At 43.6% G+C, this 26,495-nt stretch carries 24 protein-coding genes and 11 tRNA genes; 13 read left to right on the top strand and 22 right to left on the bottom strand.

The genetic code is table 11. The features are described from left to right. Positions 1 to 532: 532 nt before the first annotated feature. From lnt to miaB, 5 genes are read right to left on the bottom strand one after another with little or no spacing between them, the layout of a single operon-like run. Entirely contained in the window at positions 533 to 2,110 is a 1,578-nt protein-coding gene (gene lnt, locus HUZ36_RS20770; protein ID WP_176033874.1) for an apolipoprotein N-acyltransferase, read from the bottom strand. After that, a complete protein-coding gene (corC, locus tag HUZ36_RS20765) occupies positions 2,088 to 2,966 on the bottom strand; it encodes a CNNM family magnesium/cobalt transport protein CorC (protein ID WP_176033873.1) in 879 nt (292 codons plus the stop codon). Before corC ends, lnt begins: the two co-directional genes overlap by 23 nt. 22 nt (positions 2,967 to 2,988) lie before the next feature. Further along, complete coding sequence (gene ybeY, locus HUZ36_RS20760) at positions 2,989 to 3,447, bottom strand: rRNA maturation RNase YbeY (protein ID WP_176033872.1); 459 nt, start codon at positions 3,445 to 3,447, stop codon at positions 2,989 to 2,991. A 3-nt stretch (positions 3,448 to 3,450) separates the two neighbouring features. Next, entirely contained in the window at positions 3,451 to 4,485 is a 1,035-nt protein-coding gene (locus HUZ36_RS20755) for a PhoH family protein (protein WP_125250454.1), read from the bottom strand. A gap of 54 nt (positions 4,486 to 4,539) precedes the next feature. Continuing rightward, positions 4,540 to 5,973 carry a tRNA (N6-isopentenyl adenosine(37)-C2)-methylthiotransferase MiaB gene (gene miaB / locus HUZ36_RS20750; RefSeq protein ID WP_125250453.1) on the bottom strand — a complete coding sequence of 478 codons (1,434 nt, stop codon included), beginning with the start codon at positions 5,971 to 5,973 and terminating at the stop codon, positions 4,540 to 4,542. A 230-nt stretch (positions 5,974 to 6,203) separates the two neighbouring features. Between miaB and HUZ36_RS20745 the strand changes: the two genes are divergently transcribed. Continuing rightward, complete coding sequence (locus tag HUZ36_RS20745; protein ID WP_176033871.1) at positions 6,204 to 7,370, top strand: FAD-dependent oxidoreductase; 1,167 nt, start codon at positions 6,204 to 6,206, stop codon at positions 7,368 to 7,370. Positions 7,371 to 7,681: 311 nt separating this feature from the next. Here the strand turns inward: HUZ36_RS20745 and HUZ36_RS20740 are convergent. The 17 genes from HUZ36_RS20740 to lolB form a co-directional block, all read right to left on the bottom strand. Beyond that, positions 7,682 to 7,766: transfer RNA gene (locus HUZ36_RS20740), tRNA-Leu, on the bottom strand. 34 nt (positions 7,767 to 7,800) lie between these two features. Continuing rightward, a tRNA-Gln gene (locus tag HUZ36_RS20735) sits at positions 7,801 to 7,875 on the bottom strand. A gap of 46 nt (positions 7,876 to 7,921) precedes the next feature. Next, a tRNA-Leu gene (locus tag HUZ36_RS20730) sits at positions 7,922 to 8,006 on the bottom strand. A 155-nt stretch (positions 8,007 to 8,161) separates the two neighbouring features. Next, positions 8,162 to 8,236 (bottom strand) — tRNA-Gln (locus tag HUZ36_RS20725). Between the two features lie 39 nt (positions 8,237 to 8,275). After that, a tRNA-Leu gene (locus tag HUZ36_RS20720) sits at positions 8,276 to 8,360 on the bottom strand. Between the two features lie 86 nt (positions 8,361 to 8,446). Further along, positions 8,447 to 8,523 (bottom strand) — tRNA-Met (locus HUZ36_RS20715). A 2-nt stretch (positions 8,524 to 8,525) separates the two neighbouring features. Beyond that, a tRNA-Gln gene (locus HUZ36_RS20710) sits at positions 8,526 to 8,600 on the bottom strand. Between the two features lie 36 nt (positions 8,601 to 8,636). Further along, positions 8,637 to 8,721 (bottom strand) — tRNA-Leu (locus HUZ36_RS20705). 5 nt (positions 8,722 to 8,726) lie between these two features. Beyond that, positions 8,727 to 8,801 (bottom strand) — tRNA-Gln (locus HUZ36_RS20700). Between the two features lie 150 nt (positions 8,802 to 8,951). Further along, a tRNA-Leu gene (locus HUZ36_RS20695) sits at positions 8,952 to 9,036 on the bottom strand. Positions 9,037 to 9,156: 120 nt separating this feature from the next. Next, positions 9,157 to 9,233: transfer RNA gene (locus HUZ36_RS20690), tRNA-Met, on the bottom strand. 349 nt (positions 9,234 to 9,582) lie between these two features. Then, on the bottom strand, positions 9,583 to 10,674 hold the full coding sequence (gene ychF, locus HUZ36_RS20685; RefSeq protein ID WP_125250451.1) for a redox-regulated ATPase YchF: 1,092 nt from the start codon (positions 10,672 to 10,674) through the stop codon (positions 9,583 to 9,585). Between the two features lie 95 nt (positions 10,675 to 10,769). Then, complete coding sequence (pth, locus tag HUZ36_RS20680) at positions 10,770 to 11,354, bottom strand: aminoacyl-tRNA hydrolase (protein WP_125250450.1); 585 nt, start codon at positions 11,352 to 11,354, stop codon at positions 10,770 to 10,772. Positions 11,355 to 11,373: 19 nt separating this feature from the next. Beyond that, entirely contained in the window at positions 11,374 to 11,982 is a 609-nt protein-coding gene (locus HUZ36_RS20675) for a 50S ribosomal protein L25/general stress protein Ctc (RefSeq protein ID WP_125250449.1), read from the bottom strand. A 161-nt stretch (positions 11,983 to 12,143) separates the two neighbouring features. Beyond that, on the bottom strand, positions 12,144 to 13,091 hold the full coding sequence (locus HUZ36_RS20670; protein ID WP_176033870.1) for a ribose-phosphate pyrophosphokinase: 948 nt from the start codon (positions 13,089 to 13,091) through the stop codon (positions 12,144 to 12,146). 93 nt (positions 13,092 to 13,184) lie between these two features. Continuing rightward, entirely contained in the window at positions 13,185 to 14,033 is an 849-nt protein-coding gene (gene ispE, locus HUZ36_RS20665; protein ID WP_176033869.1) for a 4-(cytidine 5'-diphospho)-2-C-methyl-D-erythritol kinase, read from the bottom strand. Then, positions 14,030 to 14,614: a lipoprotein insertase outer membrane protein LolB gene (gene lolB / locus HUZ36_RS20660; RefSeq protein ID WP_176033868.1), complete on the bottom strand. Its 585-nt coding sequence runs from the start codon at positions 14,612 to 14,614 to the stop codon at positions 14,030 to 14,032. Before lolB ends, ispE begins: the two co-directional genes overlap by 4 nt. Before the next feature lie 83 nt (positions 14,615 to 14,697). On the opposite strand from lolB, the gene hemA reads away from it, so the two are divergent. The 12 genes from hemA to rlmM all read left to right on the top strand — a co-directional run bounded on the left by hemA (position 14,698) and on the right by rlmM (position 26,097). Continuing rightward, positions 14,698 to 15,954 (top strand): glutamyl-tRNA reductase, encoded by a 1,257-nt coding sequence (gene hemA / locus HUZ36_RS20655; protein WP_128731920.1) that lies wholly within the window; start codon positions 14,698 to 14,700, stop codon positions 15,952 to 15,954. 6 nt (positions 15,955 to 15,960) lie between these two features. Then, on the top strand, positions 15,961 to 17,049 hold the full coding sequence (gene prfA, locus HUZ36_RS20650) for a peptide chain release factor 1 (RefSeq protein ID WP_125250445.1): 1,089 nt from the start codon (positions 15,961 to 15,963) through the stop codon (positions 17,047 to 17,049). Then, the gene (gene prmC / locus HUZ36_RS20645) at positions 17,049 to 17,891 is read left to right on the top strand and encodes a peptide chain release factor N(5)-glutamine methyltransferase (protein ID WP_176033867.1); all 843 of its coding nucleotides are present in this window, start codon (positions 17,049 to 17,051) and stop codon (positions 17,889 to 17,891) included. The genes prfA and prmC overlap by 1 nt, the downstream gene beginning before the upstream one ends. Positions 17,892 to 17,939: 48 nt before the next feature. After that, positions 17,940 to 19,481, top strand: a complete 1,542-nt coding sequence (locus HUZ36_RS20640; protein ID WP_125250443.1) for a response regulator — start codon at positions 17,940 to 17,942, stop codon at positions 19,479 to 19,481. A gap of 8 nt (positions 19,482 to 19,489) precedes the next feature. After that, the gene (locus tag HUZ36_RS20635; RefSeq protein WP_176033866.1) at positions 19,490 to 19,864 is read left to right on the top strand and encodes a SirB2 family protein; all 375 of its coding nucleotides are present in this window, start codon (positions 19,490 to 19,492) and stop codon (positions 19,862 to 19,864) included. Between the two features lie 156 nt (positions 19,865 to 20,020). After that, positions 20,021 to 20,851: a tetratricopeptide repeat protein gene (locus HUZ36_RS20630; RefSeq protein ID WP_170178651.1), complete on the top strand. Its 831-nt coding sequence runs from the start codon at positions 20,021 to 20,023 to the stop codon at positions 20,849 to 20,851. A gap of 35 nt (positions 20,852 to 20,886) precedes the next feature. After that, complete coding sequence (locus tag HUZ36_RS20625) at positions 20,887 to 22,137, top strand: DUF819 family protein (protein WP_128731916.1); 1,251 nt, start codon at positions 20,887 to 20,889, stop codon at positions 22,135 to 22,137. Between the two features lie 10 nt (positions 22,138 to 22,147). Beyond that, complete coding sequence (gene kdsA, locus HUZ36_RS20620; protein WP_125250439.1) at positions 22,148 to 23,002, top strand: 3-deoxy-8-phosphooctulonate synthase; 855 nt, start codon at positions 22,148 to 22,150, stop codon at positions 23,000 to 23,002. Between the two features lie 86 nt (positions 23,003 to 23,088). Beyond that, positions 23,089 to 23,994, top strand: coding sequence for a transcriptional regulator GcvA (locus HUZ36_RS20615; protein ID WP_010370478.1), 906 nt, complete (start codon positions 23,089 to 23,091; stop codon positions 23,992 to 23,994). Next, positions 23,991 to 24,629, top strand: coding sequence for an alpha/beta family hydrolase (locus tag HUZ36_RS20610; RefSeq protein WP_176033865.1), 639 nt, complete (start codon positions 23,991 to 23,993; stop codon positions 24,627 to 24,629). The genes HUZ36_RS20615 and HUZ36_RS20610 overlap by 4 nt, the downstream gene beginning before the upstream one ends. Further along, a complete protein-coding gene (locus tag HUZ36_RS20605; RefSeq protein WP_128731913.1) occupies positions 24,622 to 24,990 on the top strand; it encodes a DUF423 domain-containing protein in 369 nt (122 codons plus the stop codon). The genes HUZ36_RS20610 and HUZ36_RS20605 overlap by 8 nt, the downstream gene beginning before the upstream one ends. Positions 24,991 to 25,011: 21 nt before the next feature. Next, positions 25,012 to 26,097, top strand: coding sequence for a 23S rRNA (cytidine(2498)-2'-O)-methyltransferase RlmM (rlmM, locus tag HUZ36_RS20600; protein ID WP_176033864.1), 1,086 nt, complete (start codon positions 25,012 to 25,014; stop codon positions 26,095 to 26,097). The last annotated feature ends 398 nt before the right edge of the window (positions 26,098 to 26,495 follow it).

Here is a 26,495-nt window from a genome sequence, read left to right as displayed (position 1 = left end):
TCCCGCTAGAGGTTATACATAATATGTAGGAGCGGTTTTATACCGCGATTTAATAAAATCTCACCACATAAAGTGGCGCCAACCTGAGTTTATACACTGCATGTGGGAGCGATTTTACATCGCGATATTTAGTAAAGTCTTGCCACATAAAGCAGCTTCCCGCTAGAGGTTATACATAATATGTAGGAGCGGTTTTATACCGCGATTTAATAAAATCTCACCACATAAAGTGGCTCCTACCAGAGTTTATACACTGCATGTAAGCGGTTTTATATCGCGATTTAATAAAATCTCACCACATAAAGTGGCGCCGACCTGAGTTACATACTGCATGTAGGAGCGATTTTATATCGCGATATAGCACAAAATCTCACCACATAAAGTGGCGCCGACCTGAGTTTATACACTGCATGTGGGAGCGATTTTACATCGCGATATAGCACAAAAGCTCGTCGCATAAAGCAGCTTCCCGCCAGAGGTTATACATAATATGTAGGAGCGATTTTACATCGCGACAGGCGCAACACCGCAACTATAAAAAGTTGCGTTCAAACCGTTTAAGCACAATAGGTTTGACCTTTGCAGTGGTCAATATTAGTACAATAAAAGCGATGATAAACCAGATAGGGCGATTACCATGCTCTGCATACCAGCTCACTCCATTAATTAGCTTCACATCAGTTTTCAGTGTATTCGCTTCGAATTGTGGAATGACATGCTGAACTTTACTAAGTGGATCGTACACACCAGTTATACCATTGTTCGTTACCCGGACTAATGGACGCTGCAGTTCTAAGGCACGCATGCGAGCGATCTGCATATGCTGATGTGGACCATGGGAGTCACCAAACCAAGCATCATTACTCACAGTAAAAAGGATATCTGACTCCGCTGTAAAGTTGCCCCTTACCAACTCGCTAAACGCAATTTCGTAGCAAATTGCGGGTAGTACATGTAAGCCATTTGCAAGTAAATTAGGCTGTACCGCTTCACCTCGAGTAAACGACGACATCGCTAAGTTAAACAGAGGTGCGATAGGACGTAGTAGGTCTTCAAATGGTACAAACTCACCAATAGGTAGCAGCTGATGCTTTTGATAGCGGTTTTTGTGCAGATAGTGATATTGCCCTTCGCTATCTTCTTTTTCTTTTTTACCAAGCGTTATCAGCGTATTGTACGCAGTTCTAGTATCAAATTGATAATCGGGAATACCAGTAATCAAGGCTGTGCCGTTGAAGGCTGCGGCTTTGTCTAGATTTTCTAAAAATGGATAGGCTATATCTTCAAATTCAGGAATAGCAGCTTCCGGCCACACAACTAGGTCAACGCCTTGCCAATTTGGCCTAGTCATATCTCGGTATTTAGACATGGTTGGCCAAAACTGCTCAGGCTCCCAACGTAGGCTTTGTTTGATATTACCTTGCACAAGCAAAGTGGTGACCTCGTCTCCTGAATATTTTAATGTGCCCTGAATTAAAGGAACACTGTAAAGCGCTGAAATACCCAAAAAACTTACAATAGCTAGATATATAGCGCGTTGTTTAAGTAAGTAATACAGGCTAGTTACCACTAGAATAATTAATAATGTCAGGCCAAACTCACCAACCCAAGGAGCTAAAGTATTCAGTGGTGAGTCTGTTAAGGTGTAGCCAAATCTAAGCCACGGAAAGCCCGTTAATAGGTGAGCACGTAACCATTCAGTAATCGCAAAGCCAGCAATAAGGGCGAGCACCCGTTGCCATGGTGTGTGAGTAAAGTAGCTGGCAAAAATAAATGCTAATGTTGGGTAGAGCGCCAAGTAAGCACAAAGTAGCGCCATTAACAGTACAGAGATCGCTAAAGGAAGACCTCCAAATTCGGCAATAGAGACATGTACCCAGCTGATACCAAGGGCAAACCAGCCAAAACCAAATAGAAAGCCATATTTAGCCGCAAGTTTTGGATCAGGCTTATCGGTAAGCCAAACAGCGATAAGCAAGCTCGCAAAGACAACGGGCCAAACACCAAAAGGGGAGTAAGCAAAAGTAAGTGCACAGCCAGAAAAGAGTGCTAGCCATGCGAACTTATCTTTTGCGAGGTTACTCAGGTCAGATACTAGAGTCTTCAACATGTTCAGATTTAGGGACACTTACTTGAATTTGTAAGATCCTCCGGTTGTCGGAGTTAGTAACCTTAAACTGAAGGGGATCTATGTCTATGGTTTCACCGCGGCTTGGCATGTGGCCAAACGCATGAAGAATGATACCACCAATGGTATCTGCTTCTTGGGTATCGTAGCTGGTTTTGAAGAACTCGTTAAATTCATCCAAAGGTGTAAGAGCTTGTACGGTATAAACATGTTTGGATAGCTGACGAATATCCTGTTGTTCTTCGTCGTCATCATGCTCATCTTCTATTTCACCAACAATGGTCTCAAGAATATCTTCAATGGTAACCAGCCCAGATACACCGCCGTATTCATCAATCACGATAGCCATATGGTAGCGCTTTTGACGAAATTCGTTGAGTAACGTATCAACACGTTTACTTTCAGGCACGACTACGGCTGGACGCAGATAATCACGGAGACTTGGCAAATCGCTCTGTTCACGCAAAATCAAAGGTAAGAGATCTTTGGCAAGTAAGATGCCCTCCACGTGGTCTTTATCCTCACAGATCACCGGGAAACGTGAATGTGAAGATTCTACCATCATAGGCAGTTGAGCACCGAGCGGCTCATCCACATCTAGTGTAATCATTTGTGAACGCGGGATCATGATATCGCGCACTTTCAGCTCTGATACACTGAGTACACCTTCCATCATGTCCTTGGTTTCTGGATCAATCAGCTGGCGCTCTTGCGCATCAGCAATGACCTCAGCCAGTTCTTCTTTATTTTGGGGTTCCCCTTGCAGCATCTGCGTGATGCGTCCCAGCCAGGTCTTGCCAGAAGAACCCTGACTACTTTGCGAGTTATCGTCGCTCATTAGTTGTGTCTGCTCCGTTATTTTAACAATCGTCTCTGTATGGATCTGCGATATGCAAAGAAGCGAGAATCTGCTTCTCTATTGTTTCCATTTCTACCGCGTCTTGTTCATTTATATGGTCAAATCCAAGTAAATGCAAGCAACCATGGATAACCATATGGGCGAAATGGTCATGAAAGGTTTTTTCTTGCTCTACGGATTCTTGGTATACCACTTGGGGACAGATAATTAAATCACCAATAAGTGGTAACTCGATCCCAGGTGGTGCATCAAATGGAAAAGATAATACATTAGTTGGCTTATCTTTGCCCCTGTACTGGCTATTTAGTTCTTGGCTTTCCTGCTCGTCAGCGATGCGAATCGTTAATTCTGCTTCTTCGCGAAATTGCGTTAATGCGTGTTCAGCCCATACTTGGAATTGTGCTTCGGATGGCAAGTTGTCAAACTCACAAGCCACTTGCAAATCTAGCATTAAGTCCATGGTTTATTCCTCAGAAGATTGCTGTTTTGCTTGTTGCTTTTCAGCTTTAGCAAAACGTTCTTGCTCTTCTTTCTTCTCATATGCTTCTACGATGCGAGCTACCACTGGGTGTCTAACTACATCGTGAGATTTGAAGAAATTAAATGAAATCTCCTCTACGTCATTGAGTACTTCAATGGCATGACGAAGACCAGAGCGCGCGCCGCGAGGTAAATCTATCTGCGTGATATCGCCGGTTATTACCGCCTTTGAATTGAATCCAATCCGAGTTAGAAACATTTTCATTTGCTCTGAGGTGGTATTTTGACTCTCATCTAAGATAATAAAAGCATCATTAAGTGTTCGACCACGCATATATGCCAAAGGTGCAACTTCGATGACGTTTTTTTCAATTAAACGCTCCACTTTTTCAAAGCCAAGCATCTCGAATAGTGCGTCATAGAGTGGACGAAGGTAAGGGTCGATTTTTTGTGTTAAATCACCTGGTAAGAAGCCTAACTTTTCACCTGCTTCAACCGCAGGGCGAGTAAGTAGAATACGACGGATCTCTTGTCGCTCTAACGCATCAACCGCTGCTGCAACCGCAAGGTAGGTTTTACCCGTACCGGCAGGGCCGACACCGAAGGTTATATCGTGTGTTAAGATATTAGCGACGTACTGGCTTTGATTTGGATTACGGGGCTTAACTACACCGCGACGAGTCTTAATATAGACTTCTTTATCCCACACGGTTGGAGCGTCTTGTTCCAGTACATTCGCTTCTGTGATTGCCAGATGAACCTGATCTGGCTCGATTTCTGTCATTTTTCCTTTCACAGGCTGAGTATCAACATATAGAGACTTTAGAATATCCACAGCAGCTTTTGCTGTTACTGCTTGCCCGGTCACTTTAAACCAATTGTCACGGTGGGCGATTTCAACTCCAAGGCGACGCTCTATTTGTTTTAAATTTTCGTCGAACGGACCACAAAGAGAGGAAAGGCGGTGGTTATCTGCGGGTTCTAAGTAAATTTCTATATTCTTAATCTGATTACTCAAAATGTCTTCCTATAAAAATGGCGCTAGCCGAAGCTAGCGCGCAATTTAAAAATGCTAGGGGGTAAAAGTACCAACACCTAATTCATTAATTTCAGGCTCTTGTGGCGCTTTGTTTAAGATATCCGCAGGTTTTACGTCACGACGTAAATCCATTTCAGCTTCAGTTCGGATAAGCTCACCACGTAACGAGTTTGGTAACGCCTCAGTAATACGTACATCGACGAATTGGCCGATCACAGAATGCGGGCCTTCGAAGTTTACAACGCGGTTATTTTCGGTTCTACCACGAAGCTCCATAGGGTTCTTCTTCGATGGACCTTCAACCAAGATACGTTGCTCGGTATCGTGCATTTTGCGGCTAATATCTTGCGCCATTTGGTTGATACGATTTTGTAGAATATACAGGCGCTCTTTCTTTTCAGACTCAGCAACGTCATCTGGTAAATCCGCGGCAGGTGTACCTGGGCGTGCCGAGTAGATGAAACTAAAGCTCATATCAAAACCAATATCATTGATAAGGTTCATCGTTGCTTCGAAGTCTGCGTTTGATTCACCCGGGAAACCAATAATGAAATCTGAGGACATGCTTAAATTTGGACGGATTTTACGTAGCTTACGAATGGTTGATTTGTATTCAAGTGCGGTGTGACCACGCTTCATCAGGTTCAAAATACGGTCTGAGCCGCTTTGTACTGGCAAGTGTAAATGGTCAACAAGTTCAGGCACATCAGCGTACGCTTCAATAATATCCGGCGTAAATTCTACTGGGTGAGAAGTGGTATAACGAATACGATCGATACCGTCAATTGCAGCAACATAGCGTAGCAAGTCAGAGAAATAGCAGATTTCACCATCGTGCATTTCACCACGATACGCATTTACGTTTTGGCCTAATAGGTTTACCTCTCGCACGCCTTGTTCTGCAAGCTGAGCAACTTCTAAAATAACATCGTCTAACGGACGGCTAACCTCTTCACCGCGGGTATAGGGTACAACGCAGAACGTACAGTACTTAGAACACCCTTCCATTATCGACACAAATGCCGATGGACCTTCAGCTTTTGGCTCAGGTAAACGGTCAAACTTTTCAATTTCAGGGAACGAAATGTCGACAACAGAGCCTTCTTTACTCTGCACCTGCTTAATCATTTCCGGCAAGCGGTGTAAGGTTTGAGGACCAAACACGATATCAACAAATGGAGCACGTTGTCGAATTGTGTCACCTTCTTGCGATGCGACACAGCCACCTACGCCGATAACGAGATCTGGATTTGTGTCTTTTAATAGTTTCCAACGACCAAGTTGGTGAAATACTTTTTCCTGCGCCTTCTCACGAATCGAACAAGTATTGAGTAGGATCACATCAGCTTGTTCAGCTTCTTCTGTGAGCTGATAGCCATTTGTTGAATCCAAAAGATCCGCCATTTTCTGGGAGTCGTACTCATTCATTTGACAACCCCAGGTTTTAATATGCAGTTTTTTACTCATTTAAATATTGCCTCGTTTACAACTCGGTGTTTAGCACTACGCTTTCTCGGGCAGACGATACTGAAAGTGATATCATTATGCCTAAAGGACGCGTATTTTATATGACCTATCTTGTCAAGCCAAGTATAGATTTTAACTTTCAAAATGTGGATCAATACAGTGCGTTTTAAGCAAACATCTGTTTTTATATGCGTTACAATGCGCAAAGACTCTAATAACGGGAATATGGCATGAAAAACAAGGCTCTGATAGTGGGAGGCGGCATGGTAGGTGCTGCTTGTGCGGTGAAGTTAGCTAAGCAAGGTGTTGACGTTACCCTGATTGAACATGCACCGATATCACCTGACGTAGTGTTGGCAAGTGATAAGGTCGATATTCGGGTGTCGGCAATCAACCGTTTTTCGGAGCATTTATTAGATGAACTTGGCGCTATGCCGCTACTAAGAAATACCAGAGCAGCCGTTTACAAGCAGTTAGAAGCCTACGAGGATAAGCCTGGGCAATTACTCTTTGATTGTGAAGAATTAAATGCGTCACATTTAGGGCATTTAATTGAAAATAACTTGATCCAGGCTGCACTTTGGCAGCAGTTTGACGAATTTAATATTAAAGTAGTGTCGCCAGAGGGACTCCCTACTCACATAACCCGAGACAATGATTCAATTACAATCCATTATTCACAACAAAACTATACTGCTGATTTATTGATCGCAGCAGATGGTGGTCGCTCGGTCGTACGTCAATTGAGTGGCATTGGCGTTACTGGGTGGCAATATGATCAACATTGCATGGGGTTGCTCATTAAATTAGATGCGCCACAGCAAGAAAAAACATGGCAGCAATTTAAGCCATCTGGGCCTATTGCATTTCTGCCCATGCAGTACCCCTATGCCAATTTAATTTGGTATGACAATGGCAATAAACTCAAGATGTTGAAGCAATTAGACAAGCAAGCGTTAAAACAAGAAGTACAGTCCGCATTTTTTGAATTACCGGGTGATTTTGAGATTGAAGATGTCGCTGTGTTTCCACTTGCCAGACAGCACGCCAATGCTTATGTTGCCGAGCGAATAGTGTTAGTTGGCGATGCGGCGCACACTATTAACCCATTAGCGGGGCAGGGCGTAAACCTTGGCTTCAAAGACGTTGTAGCGCTTGCCCAAGCGTTGGATCCTAGTGAAGATATAGGTGACAGCAGTGCACTTAATCATTACGAATCTAAGCGTAGAAAAGACAATCTCTTGATGATGAGTATGATGGATGCGTGTTATTTTGGATTTTCAAATCAAGTCACACCACTAAAGCATCTACGAAACCTCGCGTTGAATGTAGCGAATAAAGCAGGGCCGCTAAAAAAAGAAGTACTTAAGCACGCCATGGGGGGCGTGGGCTTTTAATTTGTTTGTAAACATCCTAAGAAAAGGGCAAACAGGGATAAGAGCGGTCGCACAATCTTTCGCTTTGCCTTTAAATTCTACATCTTTGTCAAACCCTCTGGCTAGACAAGGAAACAACTAAGTTGTGCTTTAGTAACAATGAGTTGGAACATCCCTTATCGAAACCTCAGGTTAAAACGAGTTTATCGCGATGATAGTTTCATATTGCTCAGCAGTAACAATAGTTCTTAGGTTAGCAATAGCAGAATATTCGACATTATCGATGCAGTATTGATTGGATATATTATGAAGGGTATAAAAGATGATATAAATGGTGCGGAAAGAGAGACTTGAACTCTCACATCCGAAGATACTGGAACCTAAATCCAGCGCGTCTACCAATTCCGCCACTTCCGCACATTACATTTTTCTTAGCTGCATCTCAAAGAGATGGCTGGAGTACCAGGATTTGAACCTGGGAATGGCGGGATCAAAACCCGCTGCCTTACCGCTTGGCGATACTCCAGCAATAGAGGTAAGTTCAAGTGTTTTTAATTCTACTTGAAAGAATATGGTGCGGAAAGAGAGACTTGAACTCTCACATCCGAAGATACTGGAACCTAAATCCAGCGCGTCTACCAATTCCGCCACTTCCGCAAATCTTTTAGCATTAGTTATTAGAACCTAAATCCAGCGTCTATATCAAGACAACTGCCAATTCCGTAACTTTCGCATTGTATTATCTGGAGTATTTGAAACGTAAATCCAGCGTCTATTTCAAGACATCTGCCAATTTCTCAACTTCAGAATGTTGGCTGGAGTACCAGGATTTGAACCTGGGAATGGCGGGATCAAAACCCGCTGCCTTACCGCTTGGCGATACTCCAACGAAATAAAATCTTTTTTAGTTCTGACTTAAAAGAACATGGTGCGGAAAGAGAGACTTGAACTCTCACATCCGAAGATACTGGAACCTAAATCCAGCGCGTCTACCAATTCCGCCACTTCCGCAAATCTTTTTGCATTGGTTATTGGAACCTAAATCAAGAGTCTACATCTAGACAACTGCTAATTCCGCTACTTCTGCATTTAAAGAATGGTGGCTATGCCCTGATTTGAACAGGGGACCCCATCATTATGAGTGATGTGCTCTAACCAGCTGAGCTACATAGCCATTGGCTGGAGTACCAGGATTTGAACCTGGGAATGGCGGGATCAAAACCCGCTGCCTTACCGCTTGGCGATACTCCAACGAAAACTTGATTATTTTAGTTCTAATCGAGAACATGGTGCGGAAAGAGAGACTTGAACTCTCACACCCGAAGGTACTGGAACCTAAATCCAGCGCGTCTACCAATTCCGCCACTTCCGCATTGTTGGCTGGAGTACCAGGATTTGAACCTGGGAATGGCGGGATCAAAACCCGCTGCCTTACCGCTTGGCGATACTCCAACGAAAACTCAAATCTAACTTAAATTGTTGAACCCAGGATTTGAATCTGGGGGGGATGAGTGAGGGATCAAAACCTCTCTCTTCTCTGCCTTACCGCTTGGCGATACTCCAACGAAATAAAATCTCTTTTAGTTCTGATTTAAAAGAACATGGTGCGGAAAGAGAGACTTGAACTCTCACATCCGAAGATACTGGAACCTAAATCCAGCGCGTCTACCAATTCCGCCACTTCCGCACATCTTTTTGCATTAGCTATTGGAACCTAAATCCAGCGTCTATATATAGACAACTGCCAATTCCGAAACTTTTGCACATCTTTTTTCTAGCTAGATGAGTTTTGGTAGTAGTTAAAATATGGTGGCTATGCCCTGATTTGAACAGGGGACCCCATCATTATGAGTGATGTGCTCTAACCAGCTGAGCTACATAGCCATCTTTTTAACTTCTCATCATCGCTGATGCGGGGCGTATTATGCGTATATGCCCCCAAGCCGTCAACACCTTTTTTGCAAAAAATCAGTTATCACAGTTTGTTTGCAGATAAATTAAGCGAAACGGCCTGTTTTTATATCAAATCCTAAGGGGGGATTGCAAATCTTTAACAATGCCGATTGAATTTTAAGCTAGGGTATTGTGTAAAACAGGTTGCGAGAAAGACATCAATTACCCAAAGCAGTAGTTATTTAGCGAGATAGTCTGATCTCACATTAATTTTTTCGGGTTTAGGAAACAAAAAAGGAGCCGAAGCTCCTTTTTATGGTATGTCGTATCGCTAAAACGTTTACACGTTAAATAAGAAGTTCATCACATCGCCATCTTTAACGATGTATTCTTTACCTTCTTGACGCATTTTACCTGCATCTTTTGCACCAGACTCACCACGGAATTCGATGTAGTCATCAAAACCGATAGTTTGTGCACGGATGAAGCCACGTTCAAAGTCTGTATGGATCTTACCTGCGGCTTGTGGTGCTGTTGCACCAACGGGGATAGTCCATGCACGCACTTCTTTAACACCTGCTGTAAAGTAAGTTTGCAGCTTCAATAGTTCATAACCACCACGGATAACGCGGTTAAGACCTGGCTCGTCAAGGCCTAAGTCGTCCATAAACTCTTTCTTGTCTTCTTCGTCAAGCTCAGACAATTCAGCTTCAATCGCAGCACACACAGGAATGACAACGGCATCTTCAGCAGCTGCTATTTCACGTACTTTGTCAAGGAAAGGGTTGTTTTCAAAACCATCTTCATTAACGTTTGCAATATACATGGTTGGCTTGATAGTCAAGAAGTTTAAGTAGCTGATTGCTGCCGCTTCTTCCTTAGTTAACTCTAACGAACGAAGTGTTAGGCCCTCATCCAAGTGTGCTTTTACTTTTTCAAGTACCACAAGCTCAAACTTTGCGTCTTTGTCGCCACCTTTGGCTTTCTTAGCGTTACGCAATACAGCGCGGTCAGCCGCATCCATGTCCGCAAGCACCAACTCAGTATTGATAACGTCAATATCTTCAGCTGGATCAATTTGACCTGCTACATGTACGATATTTTCGTTTTCGAAACAGCGTACAACGTGACCGATAGCATCGGTTTCACGAATGTTTGCTAAAAATTGGTTACCTAAACCTTCACCTTTGGATGCACCTTTAACCAAACCTGCAATATCCACAAACTCCATAGAGGTTGGGATAGTACGCTGAGGGTTGACGATTTCAGCTAGCTGATCAAGACGAGAATCTGGTACAGGTACTACGCCGGTATTCGGTTCGATAGTACAAAAAGGAAAGTTTGCGGCCTCAATGCCCGCTTTAGTCAACGCATTAAATAAAGTAGATTTACCTACGTTCGGTAAACCAACAATGCCACATTTAAAACCCATAGTGTTTATTCCTAAATTTCTACCGTATTATCTCAATCCACATTCGCGAACCGAGAAGCTTAGGTATGACTCAATTAAGTCGCAGCAGTGAACTGTTACGGTTTAAATGAATGTAGTCTATTTTGCGCCTTTAACACACCGTCTTTTGCGAGTATTTCCATACATCTGACTGCTTCATCAACAGCGGCCTCAATTTTTTCTTGATCCGCTTGTGGGGCTTTGCCTAAGACCCAACCAGTTACCTTGTCTCTGTGTCCTGGATGGCCAATTCCAACACGTAGTCGCATAAACTCTTTGTTGTTTGCCATTTTTGCTATGATGTCTTTTAGACCATTATGACCACCATGGCCGCCACCTTTTTTAAGTTTGGCAATACCGGGTTCAATATCCATTTCATCATGAGCAACGAGAATACTCTCAACGGGGATTTTATAAAAATTGGCAAGACTCGAGACTGCTTTACCACTCAAATTCATATAAGTAGTAGGGATCAGTAATTTAAACTCTTGATTGTTGATGAGCACTTTGCCAGTAAGGCCATGGTGCTTAGAGTCTGGTTTAAGGAGGCAGTTGTATCGTCTGGCTAGTTCTTCAATAAACCATGCGCCAGCATTATGACGGGTGTTTGCGTATTCGGGGCCTGGATTTGCCAGGCCCACAAGCATTTGAATATTATTCAAGGTGCTAACACCTGAATAATTACTCAGCTGCGTCTTCAGCAGACTCTTCAGCAGGAGCTGCTTTAGGAGCGTTTACTGAAACTACTGCTTGGTCGTGATCTGCACCTTTAGCAAGCTCAACTGACACAACACCTGCTGGAAGTGTGATATCAGATAGGTGTAGAGTTTCACCAGCAGCTACATTCGCTACGTCAACTTCGATGAACTCAGGAAGTCTTGCTGGTAGGCAAGTGATTTCGATTTCAGTTAGTTGGTGAACGATAGTGTTACCGCCTTTCGCTGCTTTTTCTTCATTGATGAAGTGAACAGGGATCTTAGTGTGTAGCTTCTGTGAAGCATCAACGCGTTGGAAGTCTAAGTGAGTGATCTTAGGCTTGTACGGGTGACGTTGGATATCTTTAAGAATTGCTTCAACAGACTCACCGCCGATGTTTAGCGTAAGGATGTGAGTGTAGAAACCTTCGTCTTCTTGCGCTTTTAATACTTTGTTGTGGTCAAGAGTTAGTGAAACTGCATCTTTACCAGCACCGTATAGGATTGCAGGAACTTTGTCAGCGCGACGTAGGCGGCGGCTCGCACCAGTACCTAGGTCAGAACGTACTTCAGCGTCTAATTTGTATACAGACATGGATGTCTCCAAAATAATTTAAGTTAATATGTCAGAGAGCTCGCGACCAAGCTCCCTGCCTAAAAAAGGCGCGCCAATATACCACTAACGCACCTGCAATGAAACCTATAAAACAAAAAAAGCACCAGAGGTGCTTTTTGACTAATCAGTTTTATTGCTAATTAGTGTTGAAACATCGCAGAGATAGACTCTTCGTTGCTGATACGACGAATAGTTTCAGCCATCATATCTGCAAGTGTTAGTACTTTGATGTTATCGAGTGCTTTTAATTCATCTGAAAGAGGTATTGAGTCAGTTACGATAACTTCGTCAATCACTGAGTCACGTAAATTCTCAGCAGCATTACCTGAAAGCACTGGGTGAGTCGCATAAGCAAACACGCGTTTTGCACCATGTTCCTTAAGTGCAGCTGCAGCTTTACATAGGGTGCCACCAGTATCAATCATATCATCGACGATAATACAGTCACGGCCAGCTACATCACCGATAATGTGCATCACTTGAGAAACGTTAGCTTGCGGACGGCGCTTATCTATAATAGCAAGGTCTTTGTCGTCTAACAGTTTTGCAATCGCACGAGCACGAACAACGCCGCCAATATCAGGTGAAACCACGACTACATCTTCAAATTTACGCTCTTTCATGTCTTCGATAAGCACAGGGCTTCCGAATACATTGTCTACAGGTACGTCGAAGAAACCTTGGATTTGTTCTGCGTGTAGGTCAACAGTAAGGACACGGTCAACACCAACACTTGATAGGAAATCTGCTACCACTTTCGCAGTAATTGGAACACGAGCAGAGCGCACTCGGCGGTCTTGGCGTGCATAACCGAAATAAGGAATAACGGCTGTGATACGACCAGCAGATGCACGACGTAGCGCATCAACCATGACGATTAACTCCATTAAATTATCATTTGTAGGAGCACATGTTGATTGGATGATGAATACATCTGAACCACGAACGTTTTCGTTGATTTGAACGCTAATTTCACCGTCGCTAAAACGGCCAACAACGGCATCACCTAACTCTATAAACAAACGTTTTGCAACTTTTTGAGCTAGCTCAGGTGTTGCGTTACCAGCGAAGAGCTTCATGTCGGGCACGGTAGGGTTCCTCAGGCACTGAATTTTTTTGGACTAACATGCAATGACCATGAAATAAAAAAGTCAAAACAAGCTAACTTAAACAATTTACTTCTAGTTTTGCCAAGCGCGTAATTGTCGATGACAAATTGACTCACTTGTATTTTGGGCAATAAAGCCCTGCCAAGATGATGGTAGAGTTTCGAGCACACGCAGCGCTGCCTCACGATTTTCAAACTCCGCGAAACAACAAGCTCCAGTACCAGTCATTTTGGTTGGTGCATATTTTAGCAACCACGTGAGGGTCTTTTCAACCTCGGGGTAAAGCTTTTTGACAAGAGTTTGACAGTCATTGCCTGTATCCGAGAGTTTCCAACCGTTTTTAAGCTTAGGAGTAGCACGAGGCAAATCTGGATGCGTGAAGACTAATGCAGTGCTGACATGAACCGGCGGGGCAACCACTAAATACCATTTTTGTGGAATATCCATTGGCTCAAGCTGCTCCCCAATACCATGTGCAACGGCTGTTTTACCTTCGACAAATACAGGTACATCCGCACCTAAACCTAAGCCTATTTTTGCAAGTTCTGAAATAGTAAGTTGACATTGCCAAAGTGTATTTAGTGCCAGCAATGTGGTTGCTGCATCCGAAGAGCCCCCTCCAACCCCTCCACCCATAGGTAGTTTTTTATTTAGGTGGATTTCGACTCCTGCTGTAACTTTTTTGTACGGCTCGAGTGTTTTAGCGGCTTTATAAATGAGGTTTTGCTCAAGTGGGATATCCGCAATGTCGCCAGTAATAATGATATTTTGATTGGTGCCGGTGAGTGTAAAGGCTAACTCGTCGCCAAAATCTAAAAAAGTAAATAAAGTTTCTAGCTCATGGTAGCCGTCTTCTCGACGACCGTTGATATGCAGAAAAAGATTTAATTTTGCCGGAGCGCTTAGTGTCAGTGTCTTCATTTGAACTGCCATGAAGTGATTAATACTTTGACCTCAATGTTGGTCGATGAGAGTTTCATACGGCTCGGTAACCACATGCCATCTTGCATTTTATATTGTTGATAGGTGATTTGCCACACTCGGCCTGATGGGCTTTGCCATTGTGTATTGCTTATTCTACCAAGATCATCAAGTTTGTTGGCTGGTGCTTGAACTTGTCCAGTTAACCACTGTGGAGCTTGGTTTACAGGTAGCGACAGTCCACTTAAGCGTTTGACTAAGTCACTACTGTCCATACCTTTGTGGACATTGTCTTCAAAGGTCAGTTCAGAGTGTGTGTCTAGCTCAGCAAGTTCAAATATACGGGTGCCGACAAAGCTAGTTAAGATCAGATTTTGTTTGTTTTCCTTTAAATACCAATTAAAGTTGGCTGATTGACGATTGTCTGGAGCAATGAATGCAAGTTTACCTCGAGCTTGCCAATTTTTTTGTTGTTTTAGCTTAGAACGCCAGTCTTGTGCCGCATTTTGCTGAGGTAATTGTTGCGCACAGCCTGTTAAAATTAATAAAAATATGAGTAAAATCAAATGAAGTTGTCTCAAAGGCCTTTCCTTACTTTCCATATTCGATTGATTTTTGGTAAAATTGCCGACTTTAAAGCAGGGCTCGAGCAATACTGGCATCTATGACCATCATCGCACTTGGTATCAATCACAAAACCGCGTCTGTAGAATTACGTGAAAAAGTGGCGTTTTCTCCAGAACAGCTTACAGAAGCATTGCACCAACTCCAACATTCTTCGCAGTTTAAAGAATCTGTGATTGTGTCGACCTGCAATCGAACCGAAATCTATTGTAGCCTTGAGTCTGCTGATCCCCAAGCATTACTCAATTGGCTATCTGAGTTTCATAACATAGAGCAACGAGCCTTAACGGAAAATGTCTATGTGCATATGAACCAAGATGCCGTAAACCATTTAATGCGTGTGGCTTGTGGGCTGGACTCTTTGGTACTCGGTGAACCGCAGATCCTTGGGCAAATCAAACAGGCGTTTAGTACAGCAAAGCAACATCAAGCTATTCATCCGACCTTTGAGAGACTATTTCAAAAAACATTTTCAGTGGCAAAGCAGGTGCGTACAGAGACAGACATTGGTGCCAGTGCTGTTTCAGTCGCCTATGCCGCGGTAAATTTAGCTAAGCACATTTATGGCCAGTTAGACAGAACACAGGTATTACTGATAGGGGCTGGTGAAACCATTGAACTGGTAGCAAAACACCTCTCGCAGCATAACCCTAAATCTATTACTGTTGCGAATAGAACCATTGAGCGTGCGCAAAACCTAGCAACAGAAATAGGCGGGAGTGTGATTTCGTTGGCACAGCTTCCTGAGGCGTTACCTGATGCCGATATTGTCATTAGTTCCACGGCCAGTACTTTGCCGATTATAGGGAAGGGTATGGTTGAGCAGGCGCTTAAAAAGCGTCGACACAAGCCAATGTTATTTATCGATATTGCAGTACCTCGCGATATTGAAAGTCAGGTATCAGAGCTAGATGCTGCTTACCTTTACTCTGTTGATGACCTTCAGGCCATTGTGAATGAAAATTTGGCAAGCCGTGAGCAGGCTGCTATTGAAGCGCAGCAAATTATTGATGTCCGTACCCAAGAGTTTTCTGAGTGGCAGCGCTCGCTGCACTCCGTAGATGTCATTCGGCAATATCGCCAAAGTGCACAAGAAATAAAAAATGAGCTCGTAGAAAAAGCGTTAAATCAGCTACAATCGGGCAAAGACGCAGAAAAAATTATTATCGAATTAGCAAATAAGCTGAGTAATCGACTAACCCATGCACCCACACGCGCCATTCAAGAGGCTGCGAAAGAAGGTAATATCGACAAGTTAGCGCAACTTAAGCAAACATTAGGAATTGAGCAGGAATAACAGTTAATGAAAGAGTCTGTATATCGTAAGTTAGAAACCTTAGTAGAGCGCTATGAAGAAGTGCAAGCCATGCTAAGCTCACCTGAGGTAATTAGCGATCAGAACCGCTTTCGCGCCTTATCTAAAGAGTTCTCAGAATTAGAAGATGTAGTTAAAGCGTTTACAGCCTACCAACAGGCTCAGGAAGACGTAGCAACTGCAGAAGAAATGCTAAAAGACTCAGATCCAGATATGCGAGAAATGGCGCAGGAAGAGTACAAAGAAGCCAAGGCAGCTATTGCAGCACTTGAAGATGACCTCCAGGTACTAATGTTACCTAAAGATCCAAAAGACAATAATAACGTGTTTTTAGAAGTGCGTGCGGGCACTGGAGGTGATGAAGCTGCCATTTTTGCAGGTGATTTATTCCGTATGTATAGTCGCTACGCGGAAACACAAAAATGGCGCGTAGAAATCATCAGTGCCAACGAAGGTGAGCATGGTGGTTATAAGGAAGTGATCGCAAACATTAGTGGTGACGGCGTTTATGGTAAACTTAAGTTTGAGTCTGGTGCGCACCGAGTGCAGCGAGTACCTGAAACCGAATCGCAAGGTCGGGTACATACTTCTGCGTGTACAGTGGCGGTGATGGCAGAAATTCCTGAAGCCGAAGCCATAGAAATTAATCCATCAGATTTAAAAATTGATACTTTCCGTGCCTCAGGTGCCGGTGGTCAGCACGTCAACAAAACGGATTCTGCCATCCGTATTACGCACTTACCAACAGGTGTAGTGGTGGAGTGTCAGGATGAGCGTTCACAACATAAGAACAAAGCTAAAGCCTTGTCAGTACTGAGCGCTCGTTTACAACAAGCTGAAGACGAAAAGCGTGCCGCAGCAGAAGCGTCTGAGCGCCGTAACTTAGTAGGTAGCGGTGACCGCTCTGAGCGTATTCGTACCTATAATTATCCTCAAGGACGTATCACTGACCACCGCATAAATTTAACACTTTATCGCCTAAACGAAGTAATGTCGGGAGAGCTTGGTGCGGTTATTGATCCGCTTGTGATTGAATATCAGGCCGACCTACTTGCAGCAATGAGTGATGGCGATTGATGTCAGTGCTCACTATTGCTCAGGCTATTGCTTGGGCAACCAAACAACTGCATGACTACTCCGAATCAGCAAAGCTAGACAGTGAAGTGCTGTTACTTCACGTCATTGAAAAAAACCGCACTTACCTCTTTACATGGCCTGAAGCGGAGCTCTCAAAGCCTCAACAATCATTGTTCGAAACTTACATCAAACGTCGCATCACCGGTGAACCAGTCGCACACATTACCGGTCAAAGAGAGTTTTGGAGCTTACCGCTTAAGGTTAACAACAGCACACTTATTCCAAGACCTGATACAGAAACATTAGTAGAGCATGTACTCACACTGACCATGCCAAATGATGCAAAAGTGCTAGACTTAGGCACAGGCACAGGAGCAATTGCGTTAGCTTTAGCGAGTGAATACCCCTCATGGGAAGTCACCGCGGTTGATGCTTCAGCGGCAGCAGTCGCGTTAGCTAAGGAAAATCAAACTCAGTTAGGCTTTGATAACGTGACCATTTTACAAAGTGACTGGTTCGACGCTTTGGCTGAGCAGCGGTTTGATCTTATCGTCAGTAATCCACCGTATATAGATGAGGAAGATCACCACTTATCTCAAGGCGACGTTAGGTTTGAGCCGCGCAGTGCGTTAGTCGCTGAGATGCATGGTTATGCTGATATTTTTCATATTATTACCTGCGCCAAAAGGCACTTAAACGCTGGCGGTTATCTACTACTCGAACATGGCTTTGAGCAAGCGAGTAAGATCCGTCAGTTTTTTGCAGAAATGGCGTATATTAATATACTTACCATAAAAGATATGGCAGGGTGTGATAGAGTGACGTTGGCAATGCTGCCTTAAAAGCCACGAATCCACACCAGAATTAGGCGCTACAATAGGATCCGCAATATGGATGATTTTTTGTTTTCAGATGAACCCGCTGATGTAGTAGAACCCGAAAAGGTTGGTACTTGGAAGGTCATTATTGTTGATGATGAACCTGAGGTGCATGCGGTGACTAAGTTGGCGCTCAGTGACTTTGAGTTTCAGAATAAACGGCTCGAGTTTATTAGTGCCTATTCCGGCGAGGAAGCAAAAAAAGTTGTGGATAGTCACCCTGATGCAGCGGTTGTACTGCTTGATGTGGTGATGGAAAGCGATGATGCCGGCTTACAAGTTGCTAAGTACATTCGTGAAGTAGCCAAGAACAACCACATCCGTATCATTCTAAGAACGGGGCAGCCTGGCCAAGCGCCAGAGCGCCAAGTGATTGTCAACTATGATATTAATGACTACAAGTCAAAAACTGAACTGACAGCGCAAAAGCTTTTTACCGTCGTGATGTCGAGTTTGCGTTCGTATCGAGATATTCTGGCTATTGACCAATCTAGACAGGGGCTGGAAAAAATTATTAAAGCATCTCGAGATATTTTCGCGACACATTCAATCGAGAGCTTTATAGAAGGAGTGCTTCAGCAGTTGACGTCGCTCCTTGGCACTGTTGATCAGGCAATGTATGCAACTTCCCTTGCAGCAGGTAAAGAAGCTGGACAAAGCAATGACCAGTTAGTGGTGTTTGCAGGGCGCGGTGAGTTTGAAAGCAGCGAGGGTAAACCTATCGCTGAAGTGCTAAGCAGTGACCAAATGGATGCTTGCCTAAAAGCGCTTCAAGAAAAAGATATTGTTTATAAAGATAATTATCTATTTGCGTATTGTTCTAGCGATTATAACCACGCTTCGATGCTGTTTGTGTCTGGGATCCCTGAGTTTTTAACTGAAACGCAAAGACACCTGATTGATATTTTTGCGCAGAATATGCAGTTAGCATACGAAAACGTGCAGCTTCAAGCTGAAATAGAAGATACCCAGCAAGAATTAGTGATCCGCTTGAGCGAAGCGTTGGAGTTACACTCTACAAACACAGGAAATCATGTGAAAAGGGTGGCTTATCTGTGTCATGCCTTAGCTAAGGAGATAGGTTTGTCCGACAAAGAGGCAGAGCTTGTCAAAATGGCATCACCTCTACACGATGTCGGCAAGGTGGGGATCCCCGATGCCATTTTAAACAAACCGAGTAAGCTTACAGATGAAGAATGGAAAGTAATGCAGACCCACACAGAAAAAGGGTTTGAATTACTCAAAGACTCACGCCGAGAAATTGTCAGTGCTGGCGCGTTGATAGCTAGAGATCACCATGAAAAATGGGATGGTAGTGGCTACCCTAAAGGGAAAAAAGGTGATGAGATCCACCTTTACGGCAGGATTGTAGCGCTGGCAGATGTATATGACGCACTACGCCACAAGCGCTGTTATAAAGAAGCATGGAGCAAAGAAGACGCACTGCGCGAGATTACCGCACAAAGAGGTAAACACTTTGATCCTACACTTGTAGATGTATTCAATCGCTGTATAAATGAGTTAGAATCAATCTTACAACGATTCCCTGACTAGAGATTTTTATGGATTATATGGCGTTAAAACACACGCATTTATTGTTTGTGGTATTGAGTATTGTGCTGTTTTACACCCGTGCATTTTCACGCTTGGGTTCTGGCAAGTTAGCAGCAAATAAAGGTGTGTTCATTACCAGTCACAGTGTTGATACTTTATTGCTGATCACTGCTGTTGTTCTAGCTGTGACTGCAGGGTTGAGCCCAGGGCAGCAGCCTTGGTTGTTACAAAAAATTATATTAGTGTTTGGTTACATAGCACTTGGTTTTGTGATTGCAAAAGCAGGAGCTAAGAAAATAAAAATAATAGCCCTTGGTACAGCAACGCTTGTATTGCTGGCAATCGCACAGTTGGCTGTTAGCAAGCAAAGCTTGCTTTTTTAACCGACATCATAGCGCTTCTATAGCACCTCTGTAATTAACCGAGATTCGGTTTAATTAGTTCGCGACTAGGATTACTTTTTTACGCCTTTTGGCAATATGACAAAAAGTGGTAAACTAGTCGCTCTTAATAAAAGCATTCAAGAGAAACTGAATTCTATGAAGAATGATATCTGGTTAGATGAGAATGACTTATCTCTCGATGACAATTCAGATGCATTTTCCTACCCACCCTTGATCCGTTGTATCAAGGCTGAGCAAAGTTGGGATGCACAAGCTGACACCAATGAAACGTTATGTCAGTTAGCTGAACTTGAATTTGCCGTGGATGAGATCCGCCAAAAACAAAAAAACCAGCATAAGTGTTTAGATGGCGTTTTAGATGCTTTTTATACTCAGTGGTTATTTAGTGGCAGTAGTCAAGACGTTCCTGAGTACAAACTCAACAGCGTATGTTATGCACTTTCAATGCGCAGCGGCACCAATACTGCACTAGGACTTATTTTAGTTCACTTACTTGAGCGCGCAAAACTCAATGCGAGCTTGGCCTTAAGTCAAGGTGAAATTATTGTTCATGTTGCACTGAGTGAAGAAGAAGGATATGTCGTTGAACCAAGCTCTGGTCATCAAACTTGGTATATTATGCCGGAGAATGAAAGTAAAAAAGACCAAGAGCAAGATCAAGAACCAATGGAGCTGATTTTCAACGAAGAATCCGTAAAGCTATACCTATCTCAGCAAAAATGGGCCTTTATTGCAGTAGAAAAGTTTGGTCATGCGTTGAGTTGTGTTGAACAACTAATGGATATATTAGGCGATGATCCTTATGAACGCCGTGATAGAGGTTATTTGTTGAATCAATTAAATTGCCCAAAAATGGCAAAGGATGATTTGCAATTTTTTATTGATGAATGTCCTGACGATCCGACTATTGAAGTGATCCAACACCAAATAAAAGAGTTGGCCGATCATAACAATATTCTGCATTAAAAATAGTGTCATAAAAATAATAACAGCGAGGAGTTATGGAGCAAAGTACTGCGCTTGTTACAAATAATGCGGTCATTATGGGACTGTTGGCCGTAATCCTAGGCTTCGTTTTTTACACCTCTAGCCAAAAGAGTGGCTTTTGGGCGAAGTTTTACAAGTATATTCCCGCGCTATTAATGTGTTATTTTTTACCGTCATTGCTCAACACATTTGGTATCGTTGATGGTAATAACAATGATGTATATACCGTTGCAAAGTATTATTTGCTCCCTGCTTGTCTAGTATTGCTCACTTTAAGCATTGATCTTAAGTCTATCGCTGGGTTAGGCAAAAAGGCAATTATCATGTTCTTGACGGGAACGGTGGGTGTGGTGATTGGTGGTCCAATTGCGCTTTTACTTACAGCTACTTTTATGCCAGAACTACTCGGTGTAACTGGTCCAGAAGCCGTATGGCGCGGTATGGCCGCGCTTGCAGGAAGCTGGATTGGTGGTGGTGCCAATATGGTGGCTATGAAAGAGATTTATGGTGCAGGCGGAGAAATCTTCACCATCATGGTAACGGTTGATATTGTTGTCGCAAATCTGTGGATGGCGTGCTTGCTCTATATGGCGGCGCGAAATAAAGAAATTGACGCTAAAACGGGTGCAGATACCTCCTCAATCAACCGACTAATTGACAAAGTCCAGGCGTTTGAGGCTGAGCACGCAAGACGTCCAGAGTTAAAAGACTTTATGATCCTTGTTGGGTTTGCCTTTGGCGCTACGGGGTTGGCGCACTTTGCTGCTGATCTACTTGTGCCATTTTTCAGCGCTAACTATCCAGAACTAAAGAAATTTTCACTTCATAGCAAGCTTTTTTGGATCATTGTATTAGTGACAACGATTGGGTTGGCGTTATCGTTCACCAAAGCTCGCCAGTACGAAGCGGTTGGCGCGTCAAAAATTGGCTCAAGCTTTTTGTACATACTCGTTGCAACGATAGGCTTACACATGGATATTACCAAGATTGTGGAAGCACCTAAATATGTTGTTATTGGTGTTATTTGGATGGCGGTGCACGTCGGGCTATTATTTATTGTAGCTAAAATTATTAAAGCTCCAGTGTTTTATATTGCTGTTGGCAGTAAAGCAAACATTGGTGGTGCAGCATCAGCCCCGGTAGTTGCTTCGGCATTTCATCCCGCGCTTGCGCCGGTTGGGGTGTTACTAGCGGTACTTGGCTATGCGCTTGGTACATATATGGCTTGGTTATGCGGACAATTGCTTCGTGTGATTGGTAGCTAAAGGATAAAAAATGAATACAGATATTATTAACGTCGCGGGACGTGAGGTTGCTAACGATAAGCCATTTGTACTGTTCGGTGGCATGAATGTGCTTGAGTCACGTGACTTGGCAATGCAAATCGCAGAGCATTATGTTGAAGTGACGAGTAAGCTTGGGATCCCATACGTATTTAAAGCGTCATTTGATAAAGCCAATCGCTCGTCAATCAATTCTTACCGTGGCCCTGGCATGGAAGAAGGCTTAAAGATTTTTGAAGAAGTCAAAAAGACTTTTAATGTACCAGTGATCACTGATGTACATGAGCCATTTCAAGCAAAACCGGTAGCAGAAGTTGCGGATGTTATTCAATTACCTGCCTTCTTAGCCCGTCAAACTGACTTGGTTGTCGCGATGGCAGAAACTGGCGCGGTGATAAATGTGAAGAAGCCTCAGTTTTTAGCGCCACACGAAATGCGTCACATTATTAAAAAAATTAATGAAGCTGGTAACGACAAGGTGATCTTGTGCGAGCGTGGAAGTAGCTTTGGCTACAATAACCTCATTGTTGATATGCTGGGAATGGATGACATGAAGCGTATGGCACCAGTGATTTTTGATGCGACACATGCGCTACAACGCCCTGGTGGCCGTAGCGATTCTGCTGATGGCCGTCGTGCTCAAGCAGCAGAACTTGCTCGAAGTGGTATGGCGCTGGGATTAGCTGGACTTTTTATTGAGGCGCACCCAAATCCAAATGAAGCAAAGTGTGACGGCCCTTGTGCGCTGCCGCTTGCTAAGCTTGAAGGCTATTTACAGCAAATGAAGGCAGTAGATGAGCTTGTTAAAAGTTTTGCGCCACTGGACACCAGTGCTGCTGATTTATAATCTATAGCCAAGCAATTTTGTGTGACTTGATTGCTTGGGTATATTAATTGCCCGCGTATTGCGGGTTTTTTTATAGGCATGAATAAATGTCACGACGAGTTCCACCATTAAACGCATTAAAGGCCTTTGAAGCGGCGGCACGGCATCTGAGCTTTACCAAAGCAGCAGAGGAGCTGTATGTCACGCAGGCAGCGGTTAGTCATCAAATTAAAATCTTAGAAGAACATCTTGGGCTAAAGTTGTTTTTACGCAAAAACCGCTCGCTACTGTTAACCGAGGAAGGGCAGGGCTATTACCTCGATATAAAAGATATTTTTTCACAGTTAATTGATGCCACTGAAAAATTGCTGGCGCGAGGTGCAAAAGGCTCGCTGACGGTGAGCCTGACGCCGAGCTTTGCGATTCAATGGTTGGTGCCAAGGCTCAGTAATTTTAATGAATTGCACCCAGAAATCGATGTACGGATAAAAGCTCAGGACCATGATGACAATTCATTAACCGACGATGTAGATGTAGCGATTTACTATGGCCGTGGTAACTGGAATGGTGTGCAAACCCATAAATTACATACTGAATATTTCGTGCCATTATGTAGCCCATTTTTATTAACGGGTCCAAAGCCGTTAAATCAGCCAAGCGACCTCGCGCAACATACTTTATTGCATGACACTACTCGGCGAGCTTGGAAGGCATGGATGAAAACCGCGGGAGTCAGAAACGTTGCGGTCAATACAGGGCCTATTTTCAGTCACTCCTCTATGGTATTACAGGCCGCAATTCACGGCCAAGGTGTGGCGCTGGGCAATAGCGTACTGGCAAGGCCGGATATTGATGCGGGTCGACTGGTTATTCCATTTAGTCATCACCTTGAAAGTAAGAACGCCTACTACTTAGTATTTAGAGAGTCGCAATCGGAACTGGGTAAAATTGTCTCATTCAAAGAATGGATGCTCGGTATGGTAGAACACGAACAAGAGTTAAATAGTTTATGAGCACAGTAAATATTGAATGGCACTATGCAGAAAACCCAGTTGCACAATTTATTTTTGCCCACGGTGCTGGCGCTGGCAGTGACAGTGACTTTATGCAAAAAATGGCTAAGTTACTTGCTGCGGCGGGGGTTCAAGTGGGCTTGTTTGACTTTGAATATATGCAGCAAGCAAAACGCGAAGGGAAAAAACGTCCGCCTGAACGCGCTCCAAAATTACTCGCTTACTTTGAGCAAGTCTTAGCGGCGGTCGAGCCTGATTTACCGCTATTTATTGGTGGTAAATCGATGGGGGGGCGCATGGCTTCGATGTTGGCCTGCGAGACATCAGTAAATCTTCAAGGTGTTTTGGCATTTGGTTATCCGTTCCATCCGCCGGGAAAACCTGAAAAACTGAGAGTAGATCACTTTCCTGAGCTAAACTGCCCAATGCAAATTTTACAAGGTGAGCGGGATACCTTTGGCAACCGCACTGAAGTGGATGCGATGTGCTTCCCAGAGCAAATAACGGTAAAGTGGCTAAAAGATGGCGATCACTCATTAAAGCCGCGTAAAGTAAGCGGTGTTAGTGAAGCTGAAAGTCGTGCCAATGCAGCAGCAATTGCTGCTAGCTTTATCAAGGAACATTGTCATGGCTAAACTTTATCTCATCGTGGGTAGTGTATTTTGCTTGCTGTCTGTGGCGCTTGGGGCTTTTGCTGCACATGGTCTAAAAGGCCGTCTAAGCGAGTATGCGATTGGCATTTTTAATACTGCTGCACAGTACCAAATGACCCATGGCCTTGCCATTATCGCGACTGCATTTTTAATCAAATGGGGGCTAAAAGTGCAGCTCGTAGGTGGCTTTTTTATCGCTGGCGTATTGCTGTTTAGTGGCAGTCTATACTTACTGGCGTTAACTAATATGAAGTGGCTGGGCCCTATTACGCCTATTGGCGGCAGCTGTTTTTTGATAGCTTGGATCTTATTGATTATTCAAGCTGCTAAATCTTCCTTTTAATTAAGTCTTACTGAGAATCTGATGTCGAGTATCGTTATCTATTGTCGTGGTGGTTTTGAAAATGACGCCGCTGCTGAAATTAATCATTATGCTGCAAAGCATGGTATTGCAGGTTATGTAAAAGCCAAACCTAATACTGCGTACGTAACGTTTGAGTGTTTTTCGCCTAATGATGCTGAGACATTAGCAAAGAAAATAGACTTTAAAAAGCTGGTATTTGCTAGACAGTGGTTTGTTGGTACTTTGCAAACAGATATGCCGATTGAAGATAGAGTCAGTGTGATAAAAGAGGCGGTGCAGGACTTCCCCTTGTGTGGTGAGCTGCGTGTAGAAACACCGGATACCAATGAGGGGAAAGAGCTTTCTAAATTCTGTAAAAAGTTTTCGACGCCTTTATCAAAAGCGCTTGAAAAGCAAAACAAACTGACTCGTGAGGTAAAGTCTGCCAAACCTGTGTTGCATGTGCTGTTTTTAGCGAATAACACAGCGTATGTGGGTTATTCATTCAGTGATAACAACTCACCTTTTTTTATGGGGATCCCGCGCCTTAGAATGCCTTCGGATGCGCCAAGCCGCTCTACTCTTAAGTTAGATGAGGCATTTCATGTATTTGTGCCAAAAGCTCAGCAAGAAACGCGTGTGAGATCAGGCATGCGAGCAGTTGACTTGGGGGCGTGTCCGGGTGGTTGGACGTACCAGCTTGTGCGCCGTGGTATGTTTGTTGCTGCGATTGATAATGGACCCATGAATGAAGACTTGATGGAAACAGGACAAGTGAAACACTTCCGTGAAGATGGGTTTAAGTATCGCCCAGAAAAGCGCAATATTGATTGGTTGGTTTGCGATATGGTTGAGAAGCCCACCCGAGTCGCAGACTTGATGGTAGATTGGGTAGTTAATGCGTTTGCTCGTGAGCTTATATTTAACTTAAAGCTACCAATGAAAAAGCGTTTTGACAGTGTGTATGAATGTCTCACTTTAATTCATGAAGAGCTGCAAAAATACAATGTTGACTACGAAATTCAAGCAAAGCATTTATATCACGATCGCGAGGAAGTCACGGTGCACATTAATGTATTGAAAGTACCACAAAACTTGTATAGCTGATTGGTAGATGCTTATTTGTGGTAGGTGCGATTTTACATCTCGAGACTTTTACAAAATCGCCGTGTAAAACGGCTCCCACCCCAAGTGGTTCGCTGATTTGTGGTAGTAGCGATTTTACATCTCGAGACTTTTACACCATCGCCGTGTAAAACGGCTTCCACACGAGAGGTTCGTTTATTTGTGGTAGGAACGATTTTATATCGCGAGCACTTATACAAAATCGCCGTGTAAAGCGGCTCCCACCCAAGTGATTAGCTGATTGGTAGGAGCGATTTTACATCGCGAGCACTTATACAAAATCGCCGTGTAAAGCGGCTCCCACCTAAGTGATTAGCTGGTTGGTAGGAGCGATTTTACATCGCGATTTTGTTACAGGAACACGACGTAAAGCTGCTCCC

Origin of the sequence: Pseudoalteromonas sp. McH1-7, from assembly GCF_013366255.1 — a bacterium.
GTDB lineage: Bacteria > Pseudomonadota > Gammaproteobacteria > Enterobacterales > Alteromonadaceae > Pseudoalteromonas > Pseudoalteromonas peptidolytica.
Note: the sequence above shows the minus strand (reverse complement) of the source record. Positions and strands in the feature narration are given on the sequence as shown.